Genomic DNA, 18,445 nt, shown 5'->3' on the forward strand with positions numbered 1-18,445 from the left:
GCCTGTCCACCTGCCCAGTAGGCGCAGCTCACGGCCCAGCAGGCCCGACCGCAGCGCGACCGCACCGGTCACGGCGAGTCGCCGCTCCGTCGTGCTCGTGGTCTGCCGCGACATCGGATGCTCCTTCAGGTCTGCCTTACGTCTGCCAGAACACTACGACCCGCCCCACAGCGCCGCAACGCATTTAGGCGCCTCACGCCGGCCACGACGCACAGCGCCATTTTCGAGCTTTCCTTTTCCACCACGAACGAATACGCGTGCGGCAGGGGTCCGGCCCCGCCACCCTGCGCCGCCCCGACCTCCCATCGGGCGCGCGACGGCACCATTCGGGCAGAATCCTTTCTGGCCGCAAGACGCCATGCATCTTGGTGCCATGCCGAGGCTGGTGACATCGCCCCGAGCGGCTGGCAGAGTTCACCACATCGGAAGAACGCACCACATCGGAGCGAAACTTCCAAATCCCATTATTTCGTACACGGGTGGAGTCTGTCATGCCTCGAAAGGTCACGCCCGTCACCGACGAGATCGCCCAGCACCTCCCCAACTACTGATCACTCCACAAGAGACGGACAACCCCACGCCATGAACACAGTCATCCGCCGCACCCTCGCCGGCCTGGTCACCACCGCAGCCCTCACCGGCAGCATCCTCGGCGCCGTCACCCCGGCCCACGCCGGCAGCGGTTCCGCGCCGGGCTACGACATCAGCGCCCTCGCCCGGGCCAACGAGAACAAGGGTTCCTGCCAGACCAACAGTCTGGGGGGTATCGGCTTCCAGGGCCCCAACGAGAGCAGCTGCTCCGGCAACGCCTGGTGCGCCGACTTCGCCGGCTGGGCCTGGGCCAACGCCGGCAACCACTCCATCGACGTCACCGGCCTGACCCAGGGCTCCTGGACCTTCTACAACTACGGCAAGAACCACGGCACCCTGCACACCGACACCGGCTACCAGCCCCAGGTCGGGGACGCCGCCGTCTACAACGTCACCTCCTACGATTCCAACGGCTACGCCACCTACAGCGACCACGTCGGCCTGGTCACCCTCGTCAACGCGAACGGCTCCATCGAAGTCACCAACGGCAACTTCAGCGACAAGGTCATGACCAACGCCGTCCCCGCCTCCCAGGCCCCCGTCGGCAGCTACCAGAGCGCCCAGGGCAACACGATCAGCGCGTACGTCACGCCGGTGGGCAAGGTGGGCCAGGCGTTGGCCAAAAACGGCGTCGGGCTCTACGGCTGGACGACGGAGAGCGATCCCGACGTCAGGGCGGTCGCCGCCGACGGTGGCGTGCAGATGATCCTCAGCAGCAACGGCACGGTGTACGCCAAGACGTCGATCGGCACGTACGGCTGGACCCGGGAGAGCGACGCCGGAGCCAGGGCCATCGCCGTCGGCTCCGACGGTACCCAGATGATCATCGGCAGCGACGGACAGGTCTACGCCAAGAACAGCATCGGCCTCTACGGCTGGACCCGCGAGAGCGACACCGGCGTCAAGGCCATCGCCACCAGCGGCGGCGTCCAGATGATCCTCGGCAATGACGGCACCGTCCTGGCGAAGAGCGGCATCGGCCTGTACGGCTGGACCCGCGAGAGCGACGCCGGAGCCAAGGCCATTGCGGTGGGCTACGACGGCACCCAGATGATCATCGGCAGCGACAGTCAGGTCTACGCCAAGAACAGCATCGGCCTGTACGGCTGGACCCGCGAGAGCGACACCGGCATCAAGGCCATCGCGGCAGGTTACGACGGTACCCAGATGATCCTCACCAACGACGGCACCGTCCTGGCGAAGAGCGGCATCGGCCTGTACGGCTGGACCCGGGAGAGCGACGCGGGCGTCTCGGCGATCGCCACCAACGGCGGTGTCCAGATGATCATCGGTAGCGACGGGCAGGTCTACGCCAAGAACACGATCGGCCTGTACGGCTGGAATCGCGAGAGCGACGCCGGCGTCAAGGCCATCGCGGTCGGCTCGGACGGCACCCAGATGATCATCGGCTGACCCTCGGCCCACGGCGGTGGGCCACGGCGGAACGTCCGCCGTGGCCCACCGCCGGCTTGTGGTCCGACCAGGGTTCCAAAGCGCCGGAGCCCTCCCCTGTGCCGGCGGCCTAGGGTGGAGTCATGATCAACGACTCCGTCGCCCTCGTCCCGGGCGTGACCCTGCGGCCGGCGACCCTGGCCGACGCCCCGGGCCTGCACCGCGCCTACCTGCGCAACCGGGACCACCTGCGCCCCTGGGACCCCCGCCGGGGCGAGGACTTCTTCACCCTCGCCGGCCAGGTCGCGCGCCTGACCGACCAGCTCCAGCAACGCGCGGCGGGCCGGCTCGCGCTGTGGGTCCTGCTCGACGACAGCGAGGTCGTCGGCACCGTGACCCTGACCAACATCGCGCACGGCCCGCTGCGCAGCGCCAACCTGGGCTACTGGATCGACACCGGCCAGGTCGGCAGGGGGCTGGCGACGGCTGCGGCGCTGGCGGCGTGCCGGGCGGCCGACGAGCGGCTGGGCCTGCACCGGCTGGAGGCCGGTGCCATGGTCGCGAATGTCGGCTCGCAGCGTGTACTGGCCAACTGCGGCTTCGAGCTGATCGGCACGGCGCGGAACTACCTGCACATCGACGGGGAGTGGCGCGACCACGTCCTGTTCCAGCGCATCCTCAACGACCGCCAGCCGAGCTGACCGGCCCGGTCAGCGGGGCGCGTTGACCAGAGCGTCCAGTTCGGACTCGCGGTCGGCGCGGTCCCTCGGCCAGCCCGCCGCGTCCGGCCGGCGCTGCCAGGGCAGGGGCCCCGCCTCCGGGCGGTACTCGACCCCCATGGCATCCAGCCGGGGCAGGTGCTCGGCCAGCCGGTCGCGGAAGTCGGCGTGCCTCCCGGAGTTCCACACCACCTCGGCGAACGCGCACAGCCGGGGGAACACCATGTAGTCCACGGCCCGGGTGGTCGGCATGTGCTCGGTCCACACGTTGCACTGCGCGCCGAGGAGCCGCTCCGGATGGTCGGGGGCGAGGGTGGCCGGGTCGAACGCGTACACGTCGTCGACGGTGAGGACCGTGCCGACCGGGACCGGTTCGTCCGCGTGGTCCGACTGGCGGTAGTCGAGGTAGGTGGACAGGTCCGGGCAGGCGACCACGTCGTGGCCGGCCTCGGCGGCGGCCCTGGTCACGCCGGGTCCCCGCCAGGCGGCGACGGCCACGCCCCGGGGCGCGCCGCCCTCGAGGATCTCGTCCCAGGCGTACGCGCGCCGGCCGTGGGTGGCCAGGTGGTCGACCAGCGCGCGGCCGAACCGGCGGCGGGCGTCGAGGGGCTGGTCGGGCGGGCACTCGTCGCCGCCGATGCCGATGAACTCGCCCGGGAACAGCGCGCACACCTCGTCGAGGACGTTCCGGCAGAACTCCAGGGTGTCGTCGGTCAGGTCGATCCCGTGCGGCGACAGTCCCCACCCGGTCCGCACCCCGACGGGGCCGTGGCCTGGGGCGAGCCAGGGGTAGGCGGCCACGGCGGACTGGGTGTGGCCGGGGAGGTCGATCTCGGGGACGACGGTCACGAACCGGGCGGCCGCGTATCCGACGATCTCGCGGAGGTCGTCGGCGGTGTAGTACCCGCCGTGGGGTCGGCCGTCGAAGCGCCCGTGCTGGCGGGAGCCGACCATGCTCTCGGCCCGCCAGCCGCCGACCTCGGTGAGCAGTGGATAGCCGGGGATCTCGACCCTCCAGCCCTGGTCGTCGGTGAGGTGCAGGTGCAGCACGTTGAGTTTGTGCGCGGCGAGGAGATCCACGAACCGCAGCACGTCGGCCTTGGGCATGAAGTGCCGGGCGACGTCGAGCATGCAGCCGCGCCACCCGTAGCGGGGCGCGTCGCGCACGGTCACGGCCGGTATCCGCCACGGGCCGTCGGCGACCGGTGCCCTGCGGTACGCGGCGGGTGGCAGGAGTTGGCGCAGGGTCTGGGCGCCGTGGAAGACGCCGGCCGGGTCGCCGCCGAGCAGGGTGACGCCGTCGCGGGTCACGACGAGCAGGTACCCGGAGGCGGGCAGCGCGGAATCCACCGCGAGCGCGATGGTCCCGTCCGCGCCGGCCGGGGGCAGCCAGCGGTCCAGCGCCGGGCCGAGTGCGCCGCGCAGCCAGTGCGCGACGCCGTCCAGGCCCTCCCCGACGGACAGCCCGGTCCGCGCGGTCAGCTCGAACTCGCCGGCGCCCCAGGTCACGGATCTCGGGAGCGGCAGCATCAGTCCTTCACCGCCCCGCCGAGGCCGGAGACGAGTCTGCGTTGGACGAGGACGAAGAAGAGCAGTACCGGAATGGTCATCAGGGTCGAGGCCGCCATGATGCCGCCCCAGTCGTTCTCGTCGGGTTTGACGAACATCTGCAACGCCGCCGGCAGGGTCTGGTTGCCCTTCGCGCTGATGATGAACGTCTTGGCGAAGATGAAGTCGTTCCACGCCGTGATGAATGAGAACACGCTGGTCGCGGCCAGTCCGGGCGCGGCGAGCGGGAAGGTGATCCGCCACAGCACGGTGAACCGGCTGGCCCCGTCCACGAGGGCCGCCTCCTCGACGGCCTCGGGGACGGCGGCGACGAAGCCGCGCATCATCCAGATCGCGAACGGCAGTGAGAACGCCAGGTGCGTGATCACCAGCGAGCCCAGCGTGTTGAGCCCGACGCCGGGCACGGTGCCGCCGAGGTCGCGGACCAGGAAGAACAGCGGGATGGTCAGGGCCTCCACCGGCACCATCTGCGCGATCAGGAACAGCACGAGGATGGTGGTGCGCCACCGGAACCGGAACCGGGTCAGCGCGACGGCCGCCAGGAAGGCGACCAGACCCGAGAGCACGACGACGGTACCGGCGACGATCAGGCTGTTGAGGAAGTACCGGCCGAAGTTCTCCTGGCCGATCACCCGCTCGAAGCTGTCCAGGCTGGGGTGCCAGGTCCAGGGCCGCACGGCCGTGGAGGTGATCTCGCCGGCAGGTTTGAAGGCCGACAGCAGCATCCAGTAGATCGGGAACACGGTGACGGCGGCGGCGAGCAGCGCCGCGGCGTTGGCGAGGGGACGCTTCACAGGTGCTCCCCCTGGCGGCGGATCGCGCGGACGTAGAACAGGGTGACGGCGAGCAGGATCACGGTCGTCACGACGCCGATCGCCGAGCCCAGGCCGTACTCGGAGGAGCCGAACGCCTTCTGGTAGGCGAACACGTTCAGCACCAGGTTCTGCCCGGCTATGCCGCCGCCGGTCATCACGTAGATCTGGGTGAAGATCTTGAAGTCCCAGATCACCGACTGGATGACCACGATGGTGATGACGGGCCGCAGGATCGGCACGATCACCTTCCAGAACTGTTGCCACACTGTGGCCCCGTCGATCCGGGACGCCTCGAGCACGGACTCGGGGACGGCCCTGATCCCGGCGTACAGGCTGACCATCACGAACGGGAAGGAGTGCCACACGACCGTGGCCCCGACCAGGGCGAAGGCCGAGTACCGGTCGTAGAACCAGTTGTGGCCGCCGAGCCCGAGGGTCTGGTTGACCAGCCCCAGATCGGTGTCGAACAGGAACAGCCACACCGTCGAGCCGGTCATCGCCGGGGCCGCCCAGGCCGCCATCGCCGCGAGCGACAGCACGGTCCTGGGCACCCGGCCGACCCGGGTGAGCAGCACCGCGAGCGCCGCGCCCACCGCGAGGGTCGCGAGCACGCACGCCGCCGCGAACCACACCGTGGTGCTCAGCACGCTCCAGAACTGCGGATCGGACAACAGCGTCGTGTAGTTGCCCACGCCGACGAACTCTGCCGGCTGACCGCCGGAGACCTGCGGCTGGCGGTAGTCGAAGACCGAGATCAGGCCCAACTGGTACAGGGGGTAGCCGAACAGCGGCACCAGCACCACGGCGGTGGGCAGCAGATACAGCAGCGGCAGGAACCGCCCCCGCCTCGCGGCAGTGGTCATCGGCCGAAGGCGCTGTTGATCGCGGTGTTGGCCTCCTCGGTGGCCGCCTCGACGCTGGCCTGCCCGGTGACGACCTTCTGCAGCATGGTCGGCACGACCTTCTGGCTGTCCACCTTCACCCAGGCCGGGTCGAGCGGCACGAACCGGGTGCCGGCGGCGGCCGTGGCCAGGAACGGCTTGAGGAACGGGTCCCTGGCGGCCACGTCGGCGAGCGCGGCGGAGCTGGTCGGCAGGTTGCCCATCGCGTCGTACATCTTCGTCTGGTACTTCTTCCCGCCGAGCAGCTTCGTGAACTCCACGGCCAGGGTGCGCTTCTTCGTGCCCTTCAGCACGCCGAGGTTGTTGCCGCCGGCGAACGCCGGGGCGATCGAGCCGGCCTTCGCGCCCGGCAGCGGGACCACGGCGTACTTCCCCTTGGCCGCCCCGGCGTCGACCGCGCCCCGGTTGAAGTTGCCGAGGATGGCCATCCCGGCCTTGCCGGTGGCGAACAGTTCGGCCGTCTTGCCGCCGGTCAGCCCGGCGCAGGCCTGGGCGGGACACGTGGCGAACAGGTCGGTGTACGCCTTCACCCCGGCCCTCGACCGCTCCGAACCGATCGCGGCGGCGAACTTGCCCTCCTTGCGCACCGCGATGTCGCCGCCGGCGTCCCAGACGAAGGGCAGTGCGCCGAAGGTGTACTCGCCGCCGACCGCGATGCCGTACAGCTCGGGCTTCGCGGCGCGGATCCTCGTGGCCGCCGCCGCGAGTTCGGCGTAGGAGGTCGGGGGCGCGATGCCCAGCTCGGTGAACACGTCGGTGCGGTAGTAGAGGGCGCGCAGGCCCACGTACCAGGGCATGCCGTAGAGCTTGCCGTCGATCGTGGCGCTGGCGAGCAGGTCCTTGCCGATGTCCCCGCCGGTCACGTCCTTCGTGATGTCCGCGAACCCGCCGGCCGCGACGTAGTCGGCGACGTCGGTGTTGCCGTACTCGGCGACGTCCGGGGCGCTGTCCGGGTCACTGAACGCGCCCTTGAACTTCTCGTGCCGGGTGGCGTTCGTCGGGATGTAGCTGATCTCGACCGTCACGTCCTTGTGCGCGGCAGTGAACTCGGCGACCGCCTCCTGGACGACCTTCTCCTTCGGCGGCTGGTTGGGCTCCTGGAACAGCCAGACCCGCAACGCCCCGGTGCTCTCGTCGACCCCGGCGTTCTCCTGCGGCGCGGCCGAGGGCGGCGCGCAGGCGGTCAGCAGGGCGCCGGCGACGGCCAGCGCTGCCCATTTCACGATCTTCACGGGGTACCTCCAGGGGGCGTCGTTCCGCTGGGCGGAAACCTAGACACCGGGCGGCGGCACGGACAAGGTTCTTCACGAATCGTTCTGCAATGCAAAACGCGATGCCGAGGAAGTATGGTCTGGGCATGACCGAGCGCAACCAGTCCTCCTCACTCCGCCGCGCGCTCGCCGTGCTCGGCCACGTCCGCGAGCACGCCGGGGTGGGCCGGGGGGTGTCGCTGACCGCGCTCGCCGAGGACCTGGAGCTGTCCAAGAGCACGGTGTTACGCCTGGCCACGCCCCTGATCGAGGCCAACCTGCTCGCCAGGGACCGCGACACCGGAGCGTTCCGGCTCGGGCACGGCGCGCTGGTCCTCGGCCAGGCCTATCTCTCCACACTGGACCTTCGCGCGGTGGCCGCGGAGGAGGCGCACCGGCTGATGCGCGAGGCTCAGGAGACGGTGCACCTGTGCGTGTACGACGCCCCACACGTCGTCTACATCGACAAGGTGGAGAACCAGACGAACCTGCGGATGGCATCAAGGGTGGGCAGCAGGATGCCGGCGTACTGCACGGCGGTCGGGAAGGCGATCCTGGCGTTCCTGCCGGACACCGCCATGGACGCGGCCGTCGAGGCCGGCATGCCGGCGCTCACCCCGCACACCATCACCGACCCGGACAAGCTGCGCGCGGAACTGGTGAAGATCCGCGGTCGGGGGTACGCCGTGGACGACCGCGAGAACGAGCAGGAGGTCCGATGTGTGGCGGCCCCCATCTTCGATCACTCCAATATGGTGGTCGCCGCGATGTCGGTGTCGGGGCTGACGTCCCGGATCACGCCGACCCGGGCACGCGAGCTGGGCGTGACCGTGACGGGCGCGTGTCTGCGGATCTCGCGCGGCCTCGGCTCGACGCGGTGACGGCCGCCGGAAGCCGGAACAGGTGTCGCCGTAACCATATTGTGGTTGTCGGCTTTTCAGCCGGGATGCGGAGTGGGGCGCGCGGCCGGCCACCAGGCCAACGGCAACGGGACCGGGTGCCGAGGCGGGGGCAGTCGCCGGCGTCGGCGGCGGCGCGCGTCGTCGGCCGCCGCCCAGCGGGCCTCGATGTCCGCGATGAGGGCGTCCACCGGTTCCGGAACCCTGTCGGCCGTCATGCTGCGGACGCTACCGTTTCGGAACGGGACATGAAGTGCGAATGCCCTGAACCCATGCATGATCCGGGTACCGGCCGGGCCGCGCCGTGAGCCCGCGGTGGGCGGTGCTCGCCGTGTTCGCCGTGCACGGGGCCGTGTCCGGCAGCCTCGCCGCCCGGATGCCGTGGATCGCCGACCACGTCGGCGCCGGCCCCGGACAGTTGGGCGTCGCACTGACCATGCCGGCCGTGGGCGCGATGGCCGCGATGCCGTTCGCCGGCCGGATCGTGGCCCGGCTCGGCGGCCGGCGCGCCACCCGGGCGCTGATCGCCGCGTGGGCGGCCGTCCTCGTCCTGCCGGCCCTCGCGCCTGACCTGGTCGGACTGTGCGGGGCGCTGCTGCTCGCCGGAGCGTGCGCCGGCATGTCGGACATGGCCATGAACGCCGAGGGCGTCGCCGTCGAGAAACTGCTCGGCCGGCCCGTCATGTCCGGGCTGCACGGCGGCTGGAGCATCGGCGGCCTGCTCGCCGGCGGGCTCGGCGCCGGGCTCGCCCGCGCCGGGGTCGACGCCCGGTGGCACTTCGCCGTCCTCGGGGCGACGCTGGTGGTCCTCGGGGTCGCGGCCACCCGGCACCTGCCGTCCGGGAGCGCCGCCGCCGGCACCCCGTTCGCATTGCCCCGGGGGATCGTGCTCGCCATCGCGCTCGTCGGGTTCTGCGCCTGCTTCGCCGAGACCGCCACCGCCGACTGGTCGGCGATCTACCTGGTCCGGGTACTCGGCTCGGGACCAGCGGCCGGGGCCGTCGCGTACGCCGGGTTCGCCGCGGCCATGACCCTCGGCCGGCTCACCGGGGACGCCGTCGTGCACCGGTACGGCCCCGTCGGCACCACCCGGGTCACCGGAGCGTTCGGCACGGTCGGCGGGATCCTGGTCGTGGTGGCGTGGGCCCCGTGGGTGGCCGTCGCCGGGTTCGCGCTGATCGGCCTGGGCATCGCGACCGTCGTCCCCCTGGTGTTCTCCGCCGCCGGGCGCACCGGCCACGGCACGCACGCGATCGCCAGCGTCGCCACGGTCGCCTACGGCGCCGGCCTCGCCGCGCCCGGCGTCGTCGGCGGACTGGCCGACGCCACGTCCCTCACCGTGTCGTTCACCGTGATCACGGCCCTGGTGGCGGTGGTCGCGCTGTCGGCGAGAACACTGCGACTTGACGTCCAGTCCAGTTGAACTCCTAGGGTGCTCCAGACCCCTACCGAGGAGAGTTCCATGTCGCAGTCCCCGATCCGTCTGGCCGTCATCATCGGCAGTACCCGCGAGGGCCGGATCTCGCCCACCGTCGCGCGCTGGTTCGTCGCGCAGGCCGAGCAGGCCGGCCGGTTCGAGGTCGACCTGATCGACGTCGCCGATATCGACGTCCGCCCCGACATGAGCGGCGGACCCACCGCCGTCGCCGACCGGCTCGACGCCGCGGAGGCGTTCGTGGTGGTGACGCCCGAGTACAACCACAGCTTCCCCGGCCCGCTGAAGAGCCTGATCGACGCGCACAAGCCCGAGTGGCGGGCCAAGCCGGTCGGGTTCGTCAGCTACGGCGGGGTGTCCGGGGGACTGCGGGCCGTCGAGCAGCTCCGACTCGTCTTCACGGAGCTGCACACGGTGTCCGTCCGGGAGTGCGTCAGCTTCCACGGGGTGTGGAGCCGGTTCGACGCGGAGGGCGCGTTGCAGGACCCGACGGCCGCCGAGGGGGCCGCGAAGGTGATGCTCGACCAGTTGGCGTGGTGGGGGAAGGCGCTCCGCGACGCGAAGGCCCTGGTCCCGTACGGATCCTGAGCCGGATCACGGACCGCGGGCCGGGGCTCCGGCCGCAGGGCGGTGGCCGTAGTCCCGGGTCGCCGGCTCCGGCCGGGTCGCGTGCGGCTCCGCCGTCGGATCCCGACCCGCCCGGCAGTCGTTAACATCGAAGGATGACGACAGAGGACAGCACGGCTGAGCGCGACTTCAGCACCCTTCCGGCGCGGGTCCGCCCGGAGGAGATGGTCGGTTCCCAGGAGACCCGGAGCACCCGGGACCTGCCGGACGACGTGAACCCGAGCCAGAACGAGGCGCTCCAGGCGGGCGGCTGATCCGTCACGCCGTCGGCGGTAGCCAGTCCGGCAGGGGCTCACGGGCGGCCAGCCAGGCCCCGGGGATCCCCGTCACGCCCGGCCCCGCTCCGGTCCCGGTGTGCGCGGCCACGATCCCTCCCACGATCGCCGCGGTGGTGTCCATGTCCCCGCCGGCCTCGACGCACGCGCGGATCGCCGCCGGGTAGTCGGTGAGGAACGTCGCGGCCGTCCACAGCGCGAAGGGCACGGTGTCCTGGGCGCTGACCCGCGCCCCGTTGCCCAGCTCGTAGGCGGCCCCGGCGACCGACCGGCCCAGCAGGGTCCGCGCGCGGCGGACGCCGTCGGCCGTCAGGCCCCCGGCGATATAGGGCTCGACGACATCCAGCAGATTGTCGGATGTCGTCCCCCGGCTCGCGGCGGCGTGGCAGGCGGCCACCGCGACGGCCATCGCGCCGACGATCCCCTCGGGGTGACGGTGGGTGACCTCGGCGGACAGCGCGGCCTCGGCGGCGGCCCGGTCCGGGTCCCCGGCGAAGAAGGCGCCCAGCGGCGCGACCCGCATCGCGGCCCCGTTGCCCCAGGAGCCGCGCCCGCCGAACAGTGCCCCGGCCGCCTCCGCCCAGGGCAATCCGTCCCGGATCTGGTGCAGGACGACGACGGCGCCGCCGCCGTAGCCCCGGTACGGTTCGCAGCGTTCGGCGAAGGCCATGGCCAGCGCGTCGCGGTCGATGGCGCCCCGGTGGTGGAGTTCCGCGTACACCGAGCAGGCCATCTCCGTGTCGTCGGTCCACGGCCATGGCGGTGCCGGCGGTCGGCCGGCGAGGAGGTCGGGCAGCGAGCTGCCGGGGACGAAGAACTGGGCGCCGAGGGCGTCGCCGACGGACAGACCGTCGAGGGAGTCGCGGGCGGGATCGGGAGTGGTCATACGCCGCCCATCATGCCCGCCCGGCCCGTCCTCCGCCACACCGATCCGGGCCTGGCCCCGGGCCCGTCGGAGTTGGGGCGGTGTGCGAACGGGGCCCACTTCCTGGACCCGAGCGGGCACAACATGGAGATCATCACGCGGCCGTACGGCAGCGCCGGGTAGGTTTTCCGTCGGGCGGAAAGCGCGGTACGGGCGATTCCGGAGCATGTTAGACACCGTGGGCCCGCCCCAGCCGAACGAGAGGAACGTCCGATGCCCGACACGGAACTGTCCCGGCGTGCGCTCCTCGGCGCGACCGCCGCCACCGGCAGCGCACTCCTGATGCCGGAAGCCGCAGCGGCGCGGGCCCCGGAGCTGGCCGCCCGCCCCCGGGTCTACCTGGGCACCTACACCGCCGACGGCGGCCATGGCCTGGGCGTCGGCGCCCTGGACCCGGCGACCGGCACCCCGACGGTCACGAGCTGGCTGACGGGCGTCCCCGACCCGTCCTGGGTCGACGTGTCCCCGGACCGCCGGTTCCTGTACACGATCAGCGAGTCCGGCGGCACGGTGCACGCGTTCCGGCTGGACTCGGCGGGCCACCCCGCCCCGCTCAACCAGCAGCCGACCGGCAAGGGGCCGGCGCACGTGGTCCTGCACCCGGACGGCCGGCACCTGCTCGTGTCGCTGTACGGCGGCGGGGCCGTGGTCGCCCATCCCGTGCTCCCCGACGGCCGGGTCGGCCCGGCGAGCGACACCGTGCGGCATCCCGGGACGGCGCACGCGCACCAGATCGTGGTCGACCCGTCGGGGCGGTGGCTGCTGGCGGCGGATCTGGGGCTGGACTCGGTCTACGTGTACGAGCTGAAGGAGGGCCGGTTCCGCCAGCACCGCCAGGTCCGGCTGCGCAAGGGCGCGGGCCCCCGGCACGTGGTGTTCCACCCGGGCGGCGAGTTCGTCTACGTCGCCAACGAGCTGGACTCCACCGTGGCCGTGTGCCGGTGGCGGGCCGGGGACCTGGTCGTCGGTCAGGTGCTCAGCACCCGCCCCGCCGACGCGCCGGGCGCGAACTATCCGGGCGAGATCGCGATCTCGGCGGACGGCCGGTTCGTCTACGTGTCCAACCGGGGCGACAACACGGTGGCCGTCCTCGGCACGACCGGCGACCGGCTGCGGCTGCTGGCGACCCCGTCCTGCGGCGGCGACTGGCCCCGGCACCTGGGCCTGGACGCGACCGGCCGGTGGCTGCACGTGGCCAACCAGCGCTCGGGCGACGTGACCTGGTTCCCGCTGGACCACGGACTCCCGGGCCCCCTCGCGGGCCGACTCCAGGCCCCCGCCGTCGCCCAGGTCCTCACAACCTGAGACCCCTTTTCCGGCTACGGAGGAGCCTCCCCTGCCACGACGGCCGATCGACGAGGGCTTTTGACACCCGCGCCCGCGCCCGGGAAGAATTGCCCGGAATCGTGATCCACAGTGGAGGTATCGTGTCGCACGTCATCGTGATCAACCGTTGGCGCGGCCCGTTCGCCGACTACGCCGCCTACCTCGACCACGCCGCGCACCACGTCACGTACGTCACGGCGGAGGCCGGGCCGGTGATCCCGGCCGGCGCGGCGGAGGTCCTCGTGGTCGGCGAGCTCTACGACTACCCCGCCGTCCGGGCCGCGCTCGCCCCCGCGATCGACCGGCTCGGCCCGCCCGACCTGGTGGTGGCCCTCAACGAGGCGAACCATCCGGTGGCGATGGCGCTGCGCGAGGAGTTCGACCTGCCGGGGCTGCGCGCGCCGGACACCCACCGGTTCCTCGACAAGCACGCGATGCTGCTGGCCGCGAGCGCGACGGGTGTGCCGGTGCCGGAGTTCGCGCTGGTCACCTCGCGCGCGGAGCTGGACGGGTTCGCCGCCGGGGTCGGCTGGCCGCTGATCGCCAAGCGGCTGTTCGGCGGGGGCAGCTCCGGCATCACCCGGTTGGAGGGCCCCGACCAGCCCTTCGAGGTGGACTCCCCACTACTGGTCCAGCGGTACCTGCCGTATCCGGTGTTCCACGTGGACGGCTGGTACACCGGGGAGAAGCTGGGCCCGTGGCTGGTGTCGCAGTACCTGAACATGCCCGACTCGGTGACCACCGGGCCGCTGGCGTTCACGCTGGGCGAGGCGGTCGGGTCGGTGGAGATCGACGATCCGGCGCTGTTGGACGCCGTGGAGGCGTTCCTGCTGAAGGTCATTCCGGGGATGTGCGCCGAGCCGTGGGTGTTCCACCTGGAGCTGTTCGTCACCGACGCCGGCGAGGTGGTGTTCCTCGAGGTGGGCCGGCGGCCGGGCGGCGGGGAGATCCCGTTCGTGTGGCGCGAGGTGCACGGGATCGACCTGATGGAGCTGGAGTTCCGGCTGCAGTGCGGCGAGGTGCCCGAGGTGGCGGAGTTCGGGCCGGGTGAGCGGGTCACCGGGCAGCTGCTGGTGCCGGTGACGACGCCGTCGCCGTACCGGGTGACGGCCGCCCCGAGCATGGCCGGCACCCCTGGCCTGTACGCGGAGGTGGTCCCCGAGGTCGGCACGGTCGCCCACAACCCGGTGGCCTACGAGTTCGCGGGCGGCCGGTTCCGGTTCGTGGGCGACGACACGGCGACGGTGGCCGCCCAGGTGATGGACGTGGCGGCCCGGTTCACCCTGCGCTGCGAGCCGGCCGACACCACGCCCACCACCTAGCGCGCCCCGGCACCGGGCCGCCCGCCCAGGCCCCTCACACCGACACCGTCAGCTCCTGGGTGCGGTGGTCGCTCATCTTCTCCGGCGAGCCGAACTCGTAGCTGTGCACCCGGACGGACCCCCGGGTGAACGCCCAGTCCAGTCGCCAGAACGGCATCCACACGTCGTCGCGCCAGGTCTGCGGGTACAGGGAACGGTTGGCCCGCAGCGCGTCGGTCGCGACCGACGTCAGCCACCGCATGTCCCCCATCGCCGGGGTGGTGTTGAAGTCCCCGGCGACGACCGACGGGTAGGGGTTGGCCGACAGGTCGGCGTGCAGCCCCTCGAACTGGGCCCGCCGCTTGAGGTCGTTGTCGTTGACGTCGAGGTAGAAGCCGGGCGACAGCAGGGTGCGCTGGCTGAGCTGCATCGGGATGTGCACGTTGTACACGGACAGCGCCGATCCGCGGTAGAGCAGGTCGGTGCGCAGGACCTTGGCGGCCTCGAACACCTTCCACCAGTCCTCGCCGGGCAACTCTCCCGGGTCGGGGCCGACGGGCCGGACGCCGAGCACCTTGAGTTTGCTGAGGGTGAGCAGTTCGCCCCGGGCGACGATGGTGTAGCCGGGGAACTCCTGGCGGAGCCGTTGCAGGTCGCCGGCGGAGCGCGGGCCGCGCCACAGCCCGTCGGTGCCGGTCCGGAAGTCCCAGTTGAGGTACTCCTGGAGCAGGTACACGTCGGCGTTCTGTCTCTTGAGGAACGCGTAGAACTCATCGGCCCCGTCGGCCTCGTCCCAGTACTCGGTGTTCCAGGAGAACACCTTCAGGGCTCCGGGCGGGGCGGGGCCGTCGCCGCCGCCGAGCACGGCGTGCGGGTTGAGTCCGCTGTGCGGCAGGCCGAGGAGCAGCGACAGCAGGGCCAGGACCACGACCCTGCGGCGGCGCGCGGTGAACCGGGCCAGGCCGAGGAGCACGAGGGGCACGACGACGAACCCGAACGGCGGGGCGATGTCGAACAGCAGCCACACCCAGAAGGTGCCGCTGAACGCGCCCTGGGCGAGGACGTACAGGAACCAGAAGGTGGCCAGGGCGGGCACCAGGGCCCGGGGCCTCAGCCGGCCCCGGGGCCCGGACAGGACGAGGGTCACGACAGCAGCTCCGGATAGCGGGCGGCCACGAGGAAGCCGGCGAGCAGCACGCCCCACAGCAGCGAGTTGACGACGAGCACCCGGTCGCGGAGCAGCGCCCGCACGGGGTCGCCCTCCGACTGCCGGACGAGCACGCCCTGGAGGTAGCGGAACAGTCCGAACAGCGCGAACGGCACCGACGCGAGCATCGCGAGGGGGCCGTGCGACCCGAGCGGGGCCTCGTCGCGCATGTAGAGCAGGAACGCCATGCCGGTGAGTCCGGCGTTGAGGAGGAGCAGGTTGTCGATCAGGGGCAGGGAGTACCCGCTGAGGGACGGTCGGTGGCTCCGGCTGGCGACGACGAGTTCGTAGCGGCGTTTGCCCAGGCTGAGCAGCAGGCACAGCGTGAAGACGGAGACGAGCAGCCAGCCGGAGTAGCGCACGTCGAGGGCGACGTAGCCCAGGGCCATCCGGAGCAGGAAGCCGGCGGAGACGACGAACACGTCGAGCAGGGGCAGGTGTTTGAGCTTGGCGCTGTAGGCGACGTTGAGGGCGAGGTAGACGAGGACGGGCCAGGCCAGGGTCGGATGGAGTGCGAGCAGTGCCGCCAGTCCGGTGCCGACGGCCCCGGCGAAACCCCACGCGACGGGTACGGGGACCCGCCCCGACGCCACCGGCCGGTCCCGTTTGCGCGGGTGTCCCCGGTCGCGGTGCCGGTCGGCGATGTCGTTGACGACGTAGACGAGTGCCGAGGCGACCACGAACACGGCGACGGCCCAGGCCAGCCGGGCGAGTCCGGCGAGGTGCCAGGCGGGCGCGTCGATGAGGGCCAGGGGCACGACGAGGATGTTCTTCGGCCACTGGGCGGGGCGGATCAGGGCGAGGAGGTCCGTGGCGAGCCGGACCCGTGGCGGGTCGCCCGGCAGCTGGAGGACGGCGCTAGAAGAGGAACTTGACGACACCGAGGGCCCCCTGCTTCCACGGATCTCGACTGGTGCGGCCATTTCCGCGCGGCCTGATCTCCGTGCGCTGTTCCCGCCACCAGTCGTAGGTGCGCAGGATCGCGTCGGAGTTGGAGTACTTCGGGGAGAAGCCCAGCCGGTCGCGGGCCTTGTCGATGCTCACGTACGAGTCGGCCATCAGCTTGTGCAGCAGCCGGCCGTACACCGGTGAGAGTTTCGACTTCTCCAGCAGCGACAGGGCCGCCAGCGCCGGGCGGGCCGGCAGGGACACGACGCGCCTGCCGTGCCCGGCGGCGTCGAGGACGGCCTGGAAGTCCTCCCGCAGGGTGCCGAACTCGGCGGCCCCCACGTTGTAGGTGTCGTTGGCGGTCTCGTCGGGCGCGCGGAGCACGGTGACGACCGCGTCGACCAGGTCGGCGAGGTCGAACATCTGGATCCGGACGTCGCCCCTGCCGAGGACGGGGAAGTTGTGCCCCTCCTCCGCCCACTCGAACAGCATCGAGAACAGGCCCATCCGGCCGGGGCCGAGGAAGGTCTTGGGGCGCAGGACCGGCAGCAGCATCCCTTTGTCGCGATAGGACAGTGCGACCCGTTCGGCCTCGGCCTTGGCCCGGCTGTAGGGGTCGACGGGGAGGTAGGGGTAGTCCTCGGGGGTGGGCACGACGGTGGGCAGGCCGTACACCGCCGTGGAGGAGATGTAGACGAAGCGGTCGACCCGCGCGGCGTGCGCGGCCTCGAGGACGGCCGTGGAGCCGTCGACCACGATGGAGCGGATCTGCTCGGCCGGATAGCTGGGCAGGGCCGCCGCGCAGTGCACGACCGCGTCGACCCGGGCCTCCTCCAGCAGCCGTTGCAGCAGGGCGGTGTCCCGGATGTCGCCGACCACGTGCTTGAGGGCCGGGTCGTCGGCGGGGCGGAGGTCCAGGCCGACCACGTCGTAGCCGTCGGCGACCAGGCGTTGGACGAGGTGCGAGCCGAGCATGCCGGCCGCGCCGGTGACCAGGATCCGGGCTACCACAGCGAACCCACCTTCTGGGTGACGAACCGGCGGACGAGCTTGGCCAGGCCCTGGGACAGGGTCGCGTCGAGCGCGTCGACGAACCGTTCGGCCTCGGCCGGCGTCGCGATCAGCGGCGGGGCCACGACCAGCGGGTTCTTCCCGTTCAGGGTGTAGTAGGTGAAGATGTCGTGATCGGTGTACAGCGCATTGATCACCGAGGTGGTGATGAACTTCGTCCGGAACTGCGGGTCCTTGGCGATCCCGCCCGGCACGAGCTTGGCGACCAGGTCCAGGAGCCTCGGGCCGCCGTCGAGGAACACGCCCCACAGCGCGCCCGCTCCCGCGACGGAGGAGACGCTGTCGGGGTGGGCCTTGGCGATCCGTTCGAGGCCGGGCTTGAGGACCCGTTCGAGGTCGCGGGCGCGGGCCGGGTAGTCGTCCTCGACCACGACGTTGATCGCCTCGATGGCCGTGGCGCACTCCTCGCCGAAGCCGTAGTACGTGGTGGAGGTGGACTGGACGAGGGAGTCGTTGAGGTTGTCGTAGGCCTTGCGGAACACCGGTTCGCGGGCGACGAACGCCGAGATGGAGGACTTGCCGCCGCCGAAGGACTTGGAGGTGGTGACGACGTCGGGGACGAGTCCCGGGTACCGCATGAAGTAGAACAGGCTGCCGGTCTTCCCCCAGCCGGTGTAGATCTCGTCGAAGACCAGCACGATGTTCTCCCGGGTGCAGATCTCGCGCACCCCGCGCAGGAACTCCTCCGTGCACCACCGGATCGTCGAGGCGCTGAACGGCTCGATGAGCAGCGCGTAGATGTCGCCCTTGTGCGCGGCCACCAGTGCTTCGACGGAGGCCAGGTCGCCGTAGGTGAACACCTGGACGCCCGGGATGCCCGGGAAGGCGAACGTGTTCTGGGCCGAGCCGGTCAGCGAACCGGAGCCGAGCAGCTTGCCGTGGAAGCTGATGTCGGAGCGCAGGATCGTGTTCCGCTTCCCGCGGTGGTACTTGTACGCCAGCTTCACCGCCCCCTCCACCGCCTCGGCCCCCGAGTTCGGGAAGAACGACATGCTCAGGTCCCCGGGCAGCAGCTGGGCGAGGTTGTGCCCGAGCGCGGCGAGATACGGCGAGAAGTAGGTCTTGTGTACCTCCATCCGCTTGTTCTCCCCGAAGCGCCGCCGGGCGGCCAGGATCCGGGGATGGTTGTGCCCGTGGTTGAGCACCCCCACGCCCCCGGTGAAGTCGAGCACCTTCCGGCCGTCGCGCAGGTGCAGGTACGCGCCCTCCGCGTGGTCCACGAGCTCCCGGCCGAAGCCGAAGGACGTCATCAG

19 protein-coding genes are annotated in these 18,445 nt (G+C 71.5%); 9 read left to right on the top strand and 10 right to left on the bottom strand.

The features are described 5' to 3' along the window. The first annotated feature begins 582 nt into the window (after window positions 1-582). Window positions 583-2,004, top strand: a complete 1,422-nt coding sequence (locus IW245_RS19040) for a CHAP domain-containing protein (RefSeq protein ID WP_197004524.1) — start codon at window positions 583-585, stop codon at window positions 2,002-2,004. A gap of 122 nt (window positions 2,005-2,126) precedes the next feature. Continuing rightward, window positions 2,127-2,684, top strand: coding sequence for a GNAT family N-acetyltransferase (locus tag IW245_RS19045; protein WP_197004525.1), 558 nt, complete (start codon window positions 2,127-2,129; stop codon window positions 2,682-2,684). Between the two features lie 9 nt (window positions 2,685-2,693). Here IW245_RS19045 and IW245_RS19050 read toward each other — a convergent pair whose 3' ends face one another. The 4 genes from IW245_RS19050 to IW245_RS19065 are packed head-to-tail and all read right to left on the bottom strand — an operon-like array spanning window position 2,694 to window position 7,220. Further along, a complete protein-coding gene (locus tag IW245_RS19050) occupies window positions 2,694-4,232 on the bottom strand; it encodes a beta-N-acetylhexosaminidase (protein WP_197004526.1) in 1,539 nt (512 codons plus the stop codon). Next, window positions 4,232-5,065 (bottom strand): carbohydrate ABC transporter permease, encoded by an 834-nt coding sequence (locus tag IW245_RS19055; protein WP_233473140.1) that lies wholly within the window; start codon window positions 5,063-5,065, stop codon window positions 4,232-4,234. Before IW245_RS19055 ends, IW245_RS19050 begins: the two co-directional genes overlap by 1 nt. Then, entirely contained in the window at window positions 5,062-5,949 is an 888-nt protein-coding gene (locus IW245_RS19060; protein ID WP_197004527.1) for a carbohydrate ABC transporter permease, read from the bottom strand. The genes IW245_RS19055 and IW245_RS19060 overlap by 4 nt, the downstream gene beginning before the upstream one ends. Continuing rightward, entirely contained in the window at window positions 5,946-7,220 is a 1,275-nt protein-coding gene (locus IW245_RS19065; RefSeq protein ID WP_233473139.1) for an extracellular solute-binding protein, read from the bottom strand. The genes IW245_RS19060 and IW245_RS19065 overlap by 4 nt, the downstream gene beginning before the upstream one ends. Before the next feature lie 125 nt (window positions 7,221-7,345). Between IW245_RS19065 and IW245_RS19070 the strand changes: the two genes are divergently transcribed. Beyond that, a complete protein-coding gene (locus IW245_RS19070) occupies window positions 7,346-8,119 on the top strand; it encodes an IclR family transcriptional regulator (RefSeq protein ID WP_197004528.1) in 774 nt (257 codons plus the stop codon). Window positions 8,120-8,175: 56 nt separating this feature from the next. Here IW245_RS19070 and IW245_RS19075 read toward each other — a convergent pair whose 3' ends face one another. Next, window positions 8,176-8,355, bottom strand: coding sequence for a hypothetical protein (locus tag IW245_RS19075; RefSeq protein WP_197004529.1), 180 nt, complete (start codon window positions 8,353-8,355; stop codon window positions 8,176-8,178). Between the two features lie 86 nt (window positions 8,356-8,441). On the opposite strand from IW245_RS19075, the gene IW245_RS19080 reads away from it, so the two are divergent. The 3 genes from IW245_RS19080 (at window position 8,442) to IW245_RS19090 (ending at window position 10,453) form a co-directional block, all read left to right on the top strand. Further along, window positions 8,442-9,560: an MFS transporter gene (locus IW245_RS19080; RefSeq protein ID WP_197004530.1), complete on the top strand. Its 1,119-nt coding sequence runs from the start codon at window positions 8,442-8,444 to the stop codon at window positions 9,558-9,560. A gap of 39 nt (window positions 9,561-9,599) precedes the next feature. After that, entirely contained in the window at window positions 9,600-10,160 is a 561-nt protein-coding gene (locus tag IW245_RS19085) for an NADPH-dependent FMN reductase (RefSeq protein WP_197004531.1), read from the top strand. Between the two features lie 134 nt (window positions 10,161-10,294). Continuing rightward, complete coding sequence (locus tag IW245_RS19090) at window positions 10,295-10,453, top strand: hypothetical protein (protein WP_197004532.1); 159 nt, start codon at window positions 10,295-10,297, stop codon at window positions 10,451-10,453. A 4-nt stretch (window positions 10,454-10,457) separates the two neighbouring features. Here the strand turns inward: IW245_RS19090 and IW245_RS19095 are convergent, their stop codons facing one another. After that, window positions 10,458-11,360 (bottom strand): ADP-ribosylglycohydrolase family protein, encoded by a 903-nt coding sequence (locus tag IW245_RS19095; protein WP_197004533.1) that lies wholly within the window; start codon window positions 11,358-11,360, stop codon window positions 10,458-10,460. Window positions 11,361-11,372: 12 nt separating this feature from the next. On the opposite strand from IW245_RS19095, the gene IW245_RS19100 reads away from it, so the two are divergent. The 3 genes from IW245_RS19100 to IW245_RS19110 all read left to right on the top strand — a co-directional run bounded on the left by IW245_RS19100 (window position 11,373) and on the right by IW245_RS19110 (window position 14,047). Next, entirely contained in the window at window positions 11,373-11,522 is a 150-nt protein-coding gene (locus tag IW245_RS19100; protein ID WP_197004534.1) for a hypothetical protein, read from the top strand. Between the two features lie 90 nt (window positions 11,523-11,612). After that, entirely contained in the window at window positions 11,613-12,704 is a 1,092-nt protein-coding gene (locus IW245_RS19105) for a lactonase family protein (protein WP_197004535.1), read from the top strand. A 122-nt stretch (window positions 12,705-12,826) separates the two neighbouring features. Further along, on the top strand, window positions 12,827-14,047 hold the full coding sequence (locus IW245_RS19110) for an ATP-grasp domain-containing protein (RefSeq protein WP_197004536.1): 1,221 nt from the start codon (window positions 12,827-12,829) through the stop codon (window positions 14,045-14,047). Window positions 14,048-14,081: 34 nt separating this feature from the next. Here the strand turns inward: IW245_RS19110 and IW245_RS19115 are convergent, their stop codons facing one another. From IW245_RS19115 to IW245_RS19130, 4 genes are read right to left on the bottom strand one after another with little or no spacing between them, the layout of a single operon-like run. After that, entirely contained in the window at window positions 14,082-15,173 is a 1,092-nt protein-coding gene (locus IW245_RS19115) for an endonuclease/exonuclease/phosphatase family protein (RefSeq protein ID WP_197004537.1), read from the bottom strand. After that, the gene (locus IW245_RS19120) at window positions 15,170-16,114 is read right to left on the bottom strand and encodes a UbiA prenyltransferase family protein (RefSeq protein ID WP_233473138.1); all 945 of its coding nucleotides are present in this window, start codon (window positions 16,112-16,114) and stop codon (window positions 15,170-15,172) included. Before IW245_RS19120 ends, IW245_RS19115 begins: the two co-directional genes overlap by 4 nt. Then, window positions 16,092-17,132, bottom strand: coding sequence for an NAD-dependent epimerase/dehydratase family protein (locus IW245_RS19125; RefSeq protein WP_197004539.1), 1,041 nt, complete (start codon window positions 17,130-17,132; stop codon window positions 16,092-16,094). The genes IW245_RS19120 and IW245_RS19125 overlap by 23 nt, the downstream gene beginning before the upstream one ends. After that, a complete protein-coding gene (locus tag IW245_RS19130) occupies window positions 17,126-18,442 on the bottom strand; it encodes an aspartate aminotransferase family protein (RefSeq protein WP_197008581.1) in 1,317 nt (438 codons plus the stop codon). The genes IW245_RS19125 and IW245_RS19130 overlap by 7 nt, the downstream gene beginning before the upstream one ends. Window positions 18,443-18,445 lie beyond the last annotated feature (3 nt).

Source organism: Longispora fulva, assembly GCF_015751905.1.
Lineage (GTDB): Bacteria > Actinomycetota > Actinomycetes > Mycobacteriales > Micromonosporaceae > Longispora > Longispora fulva.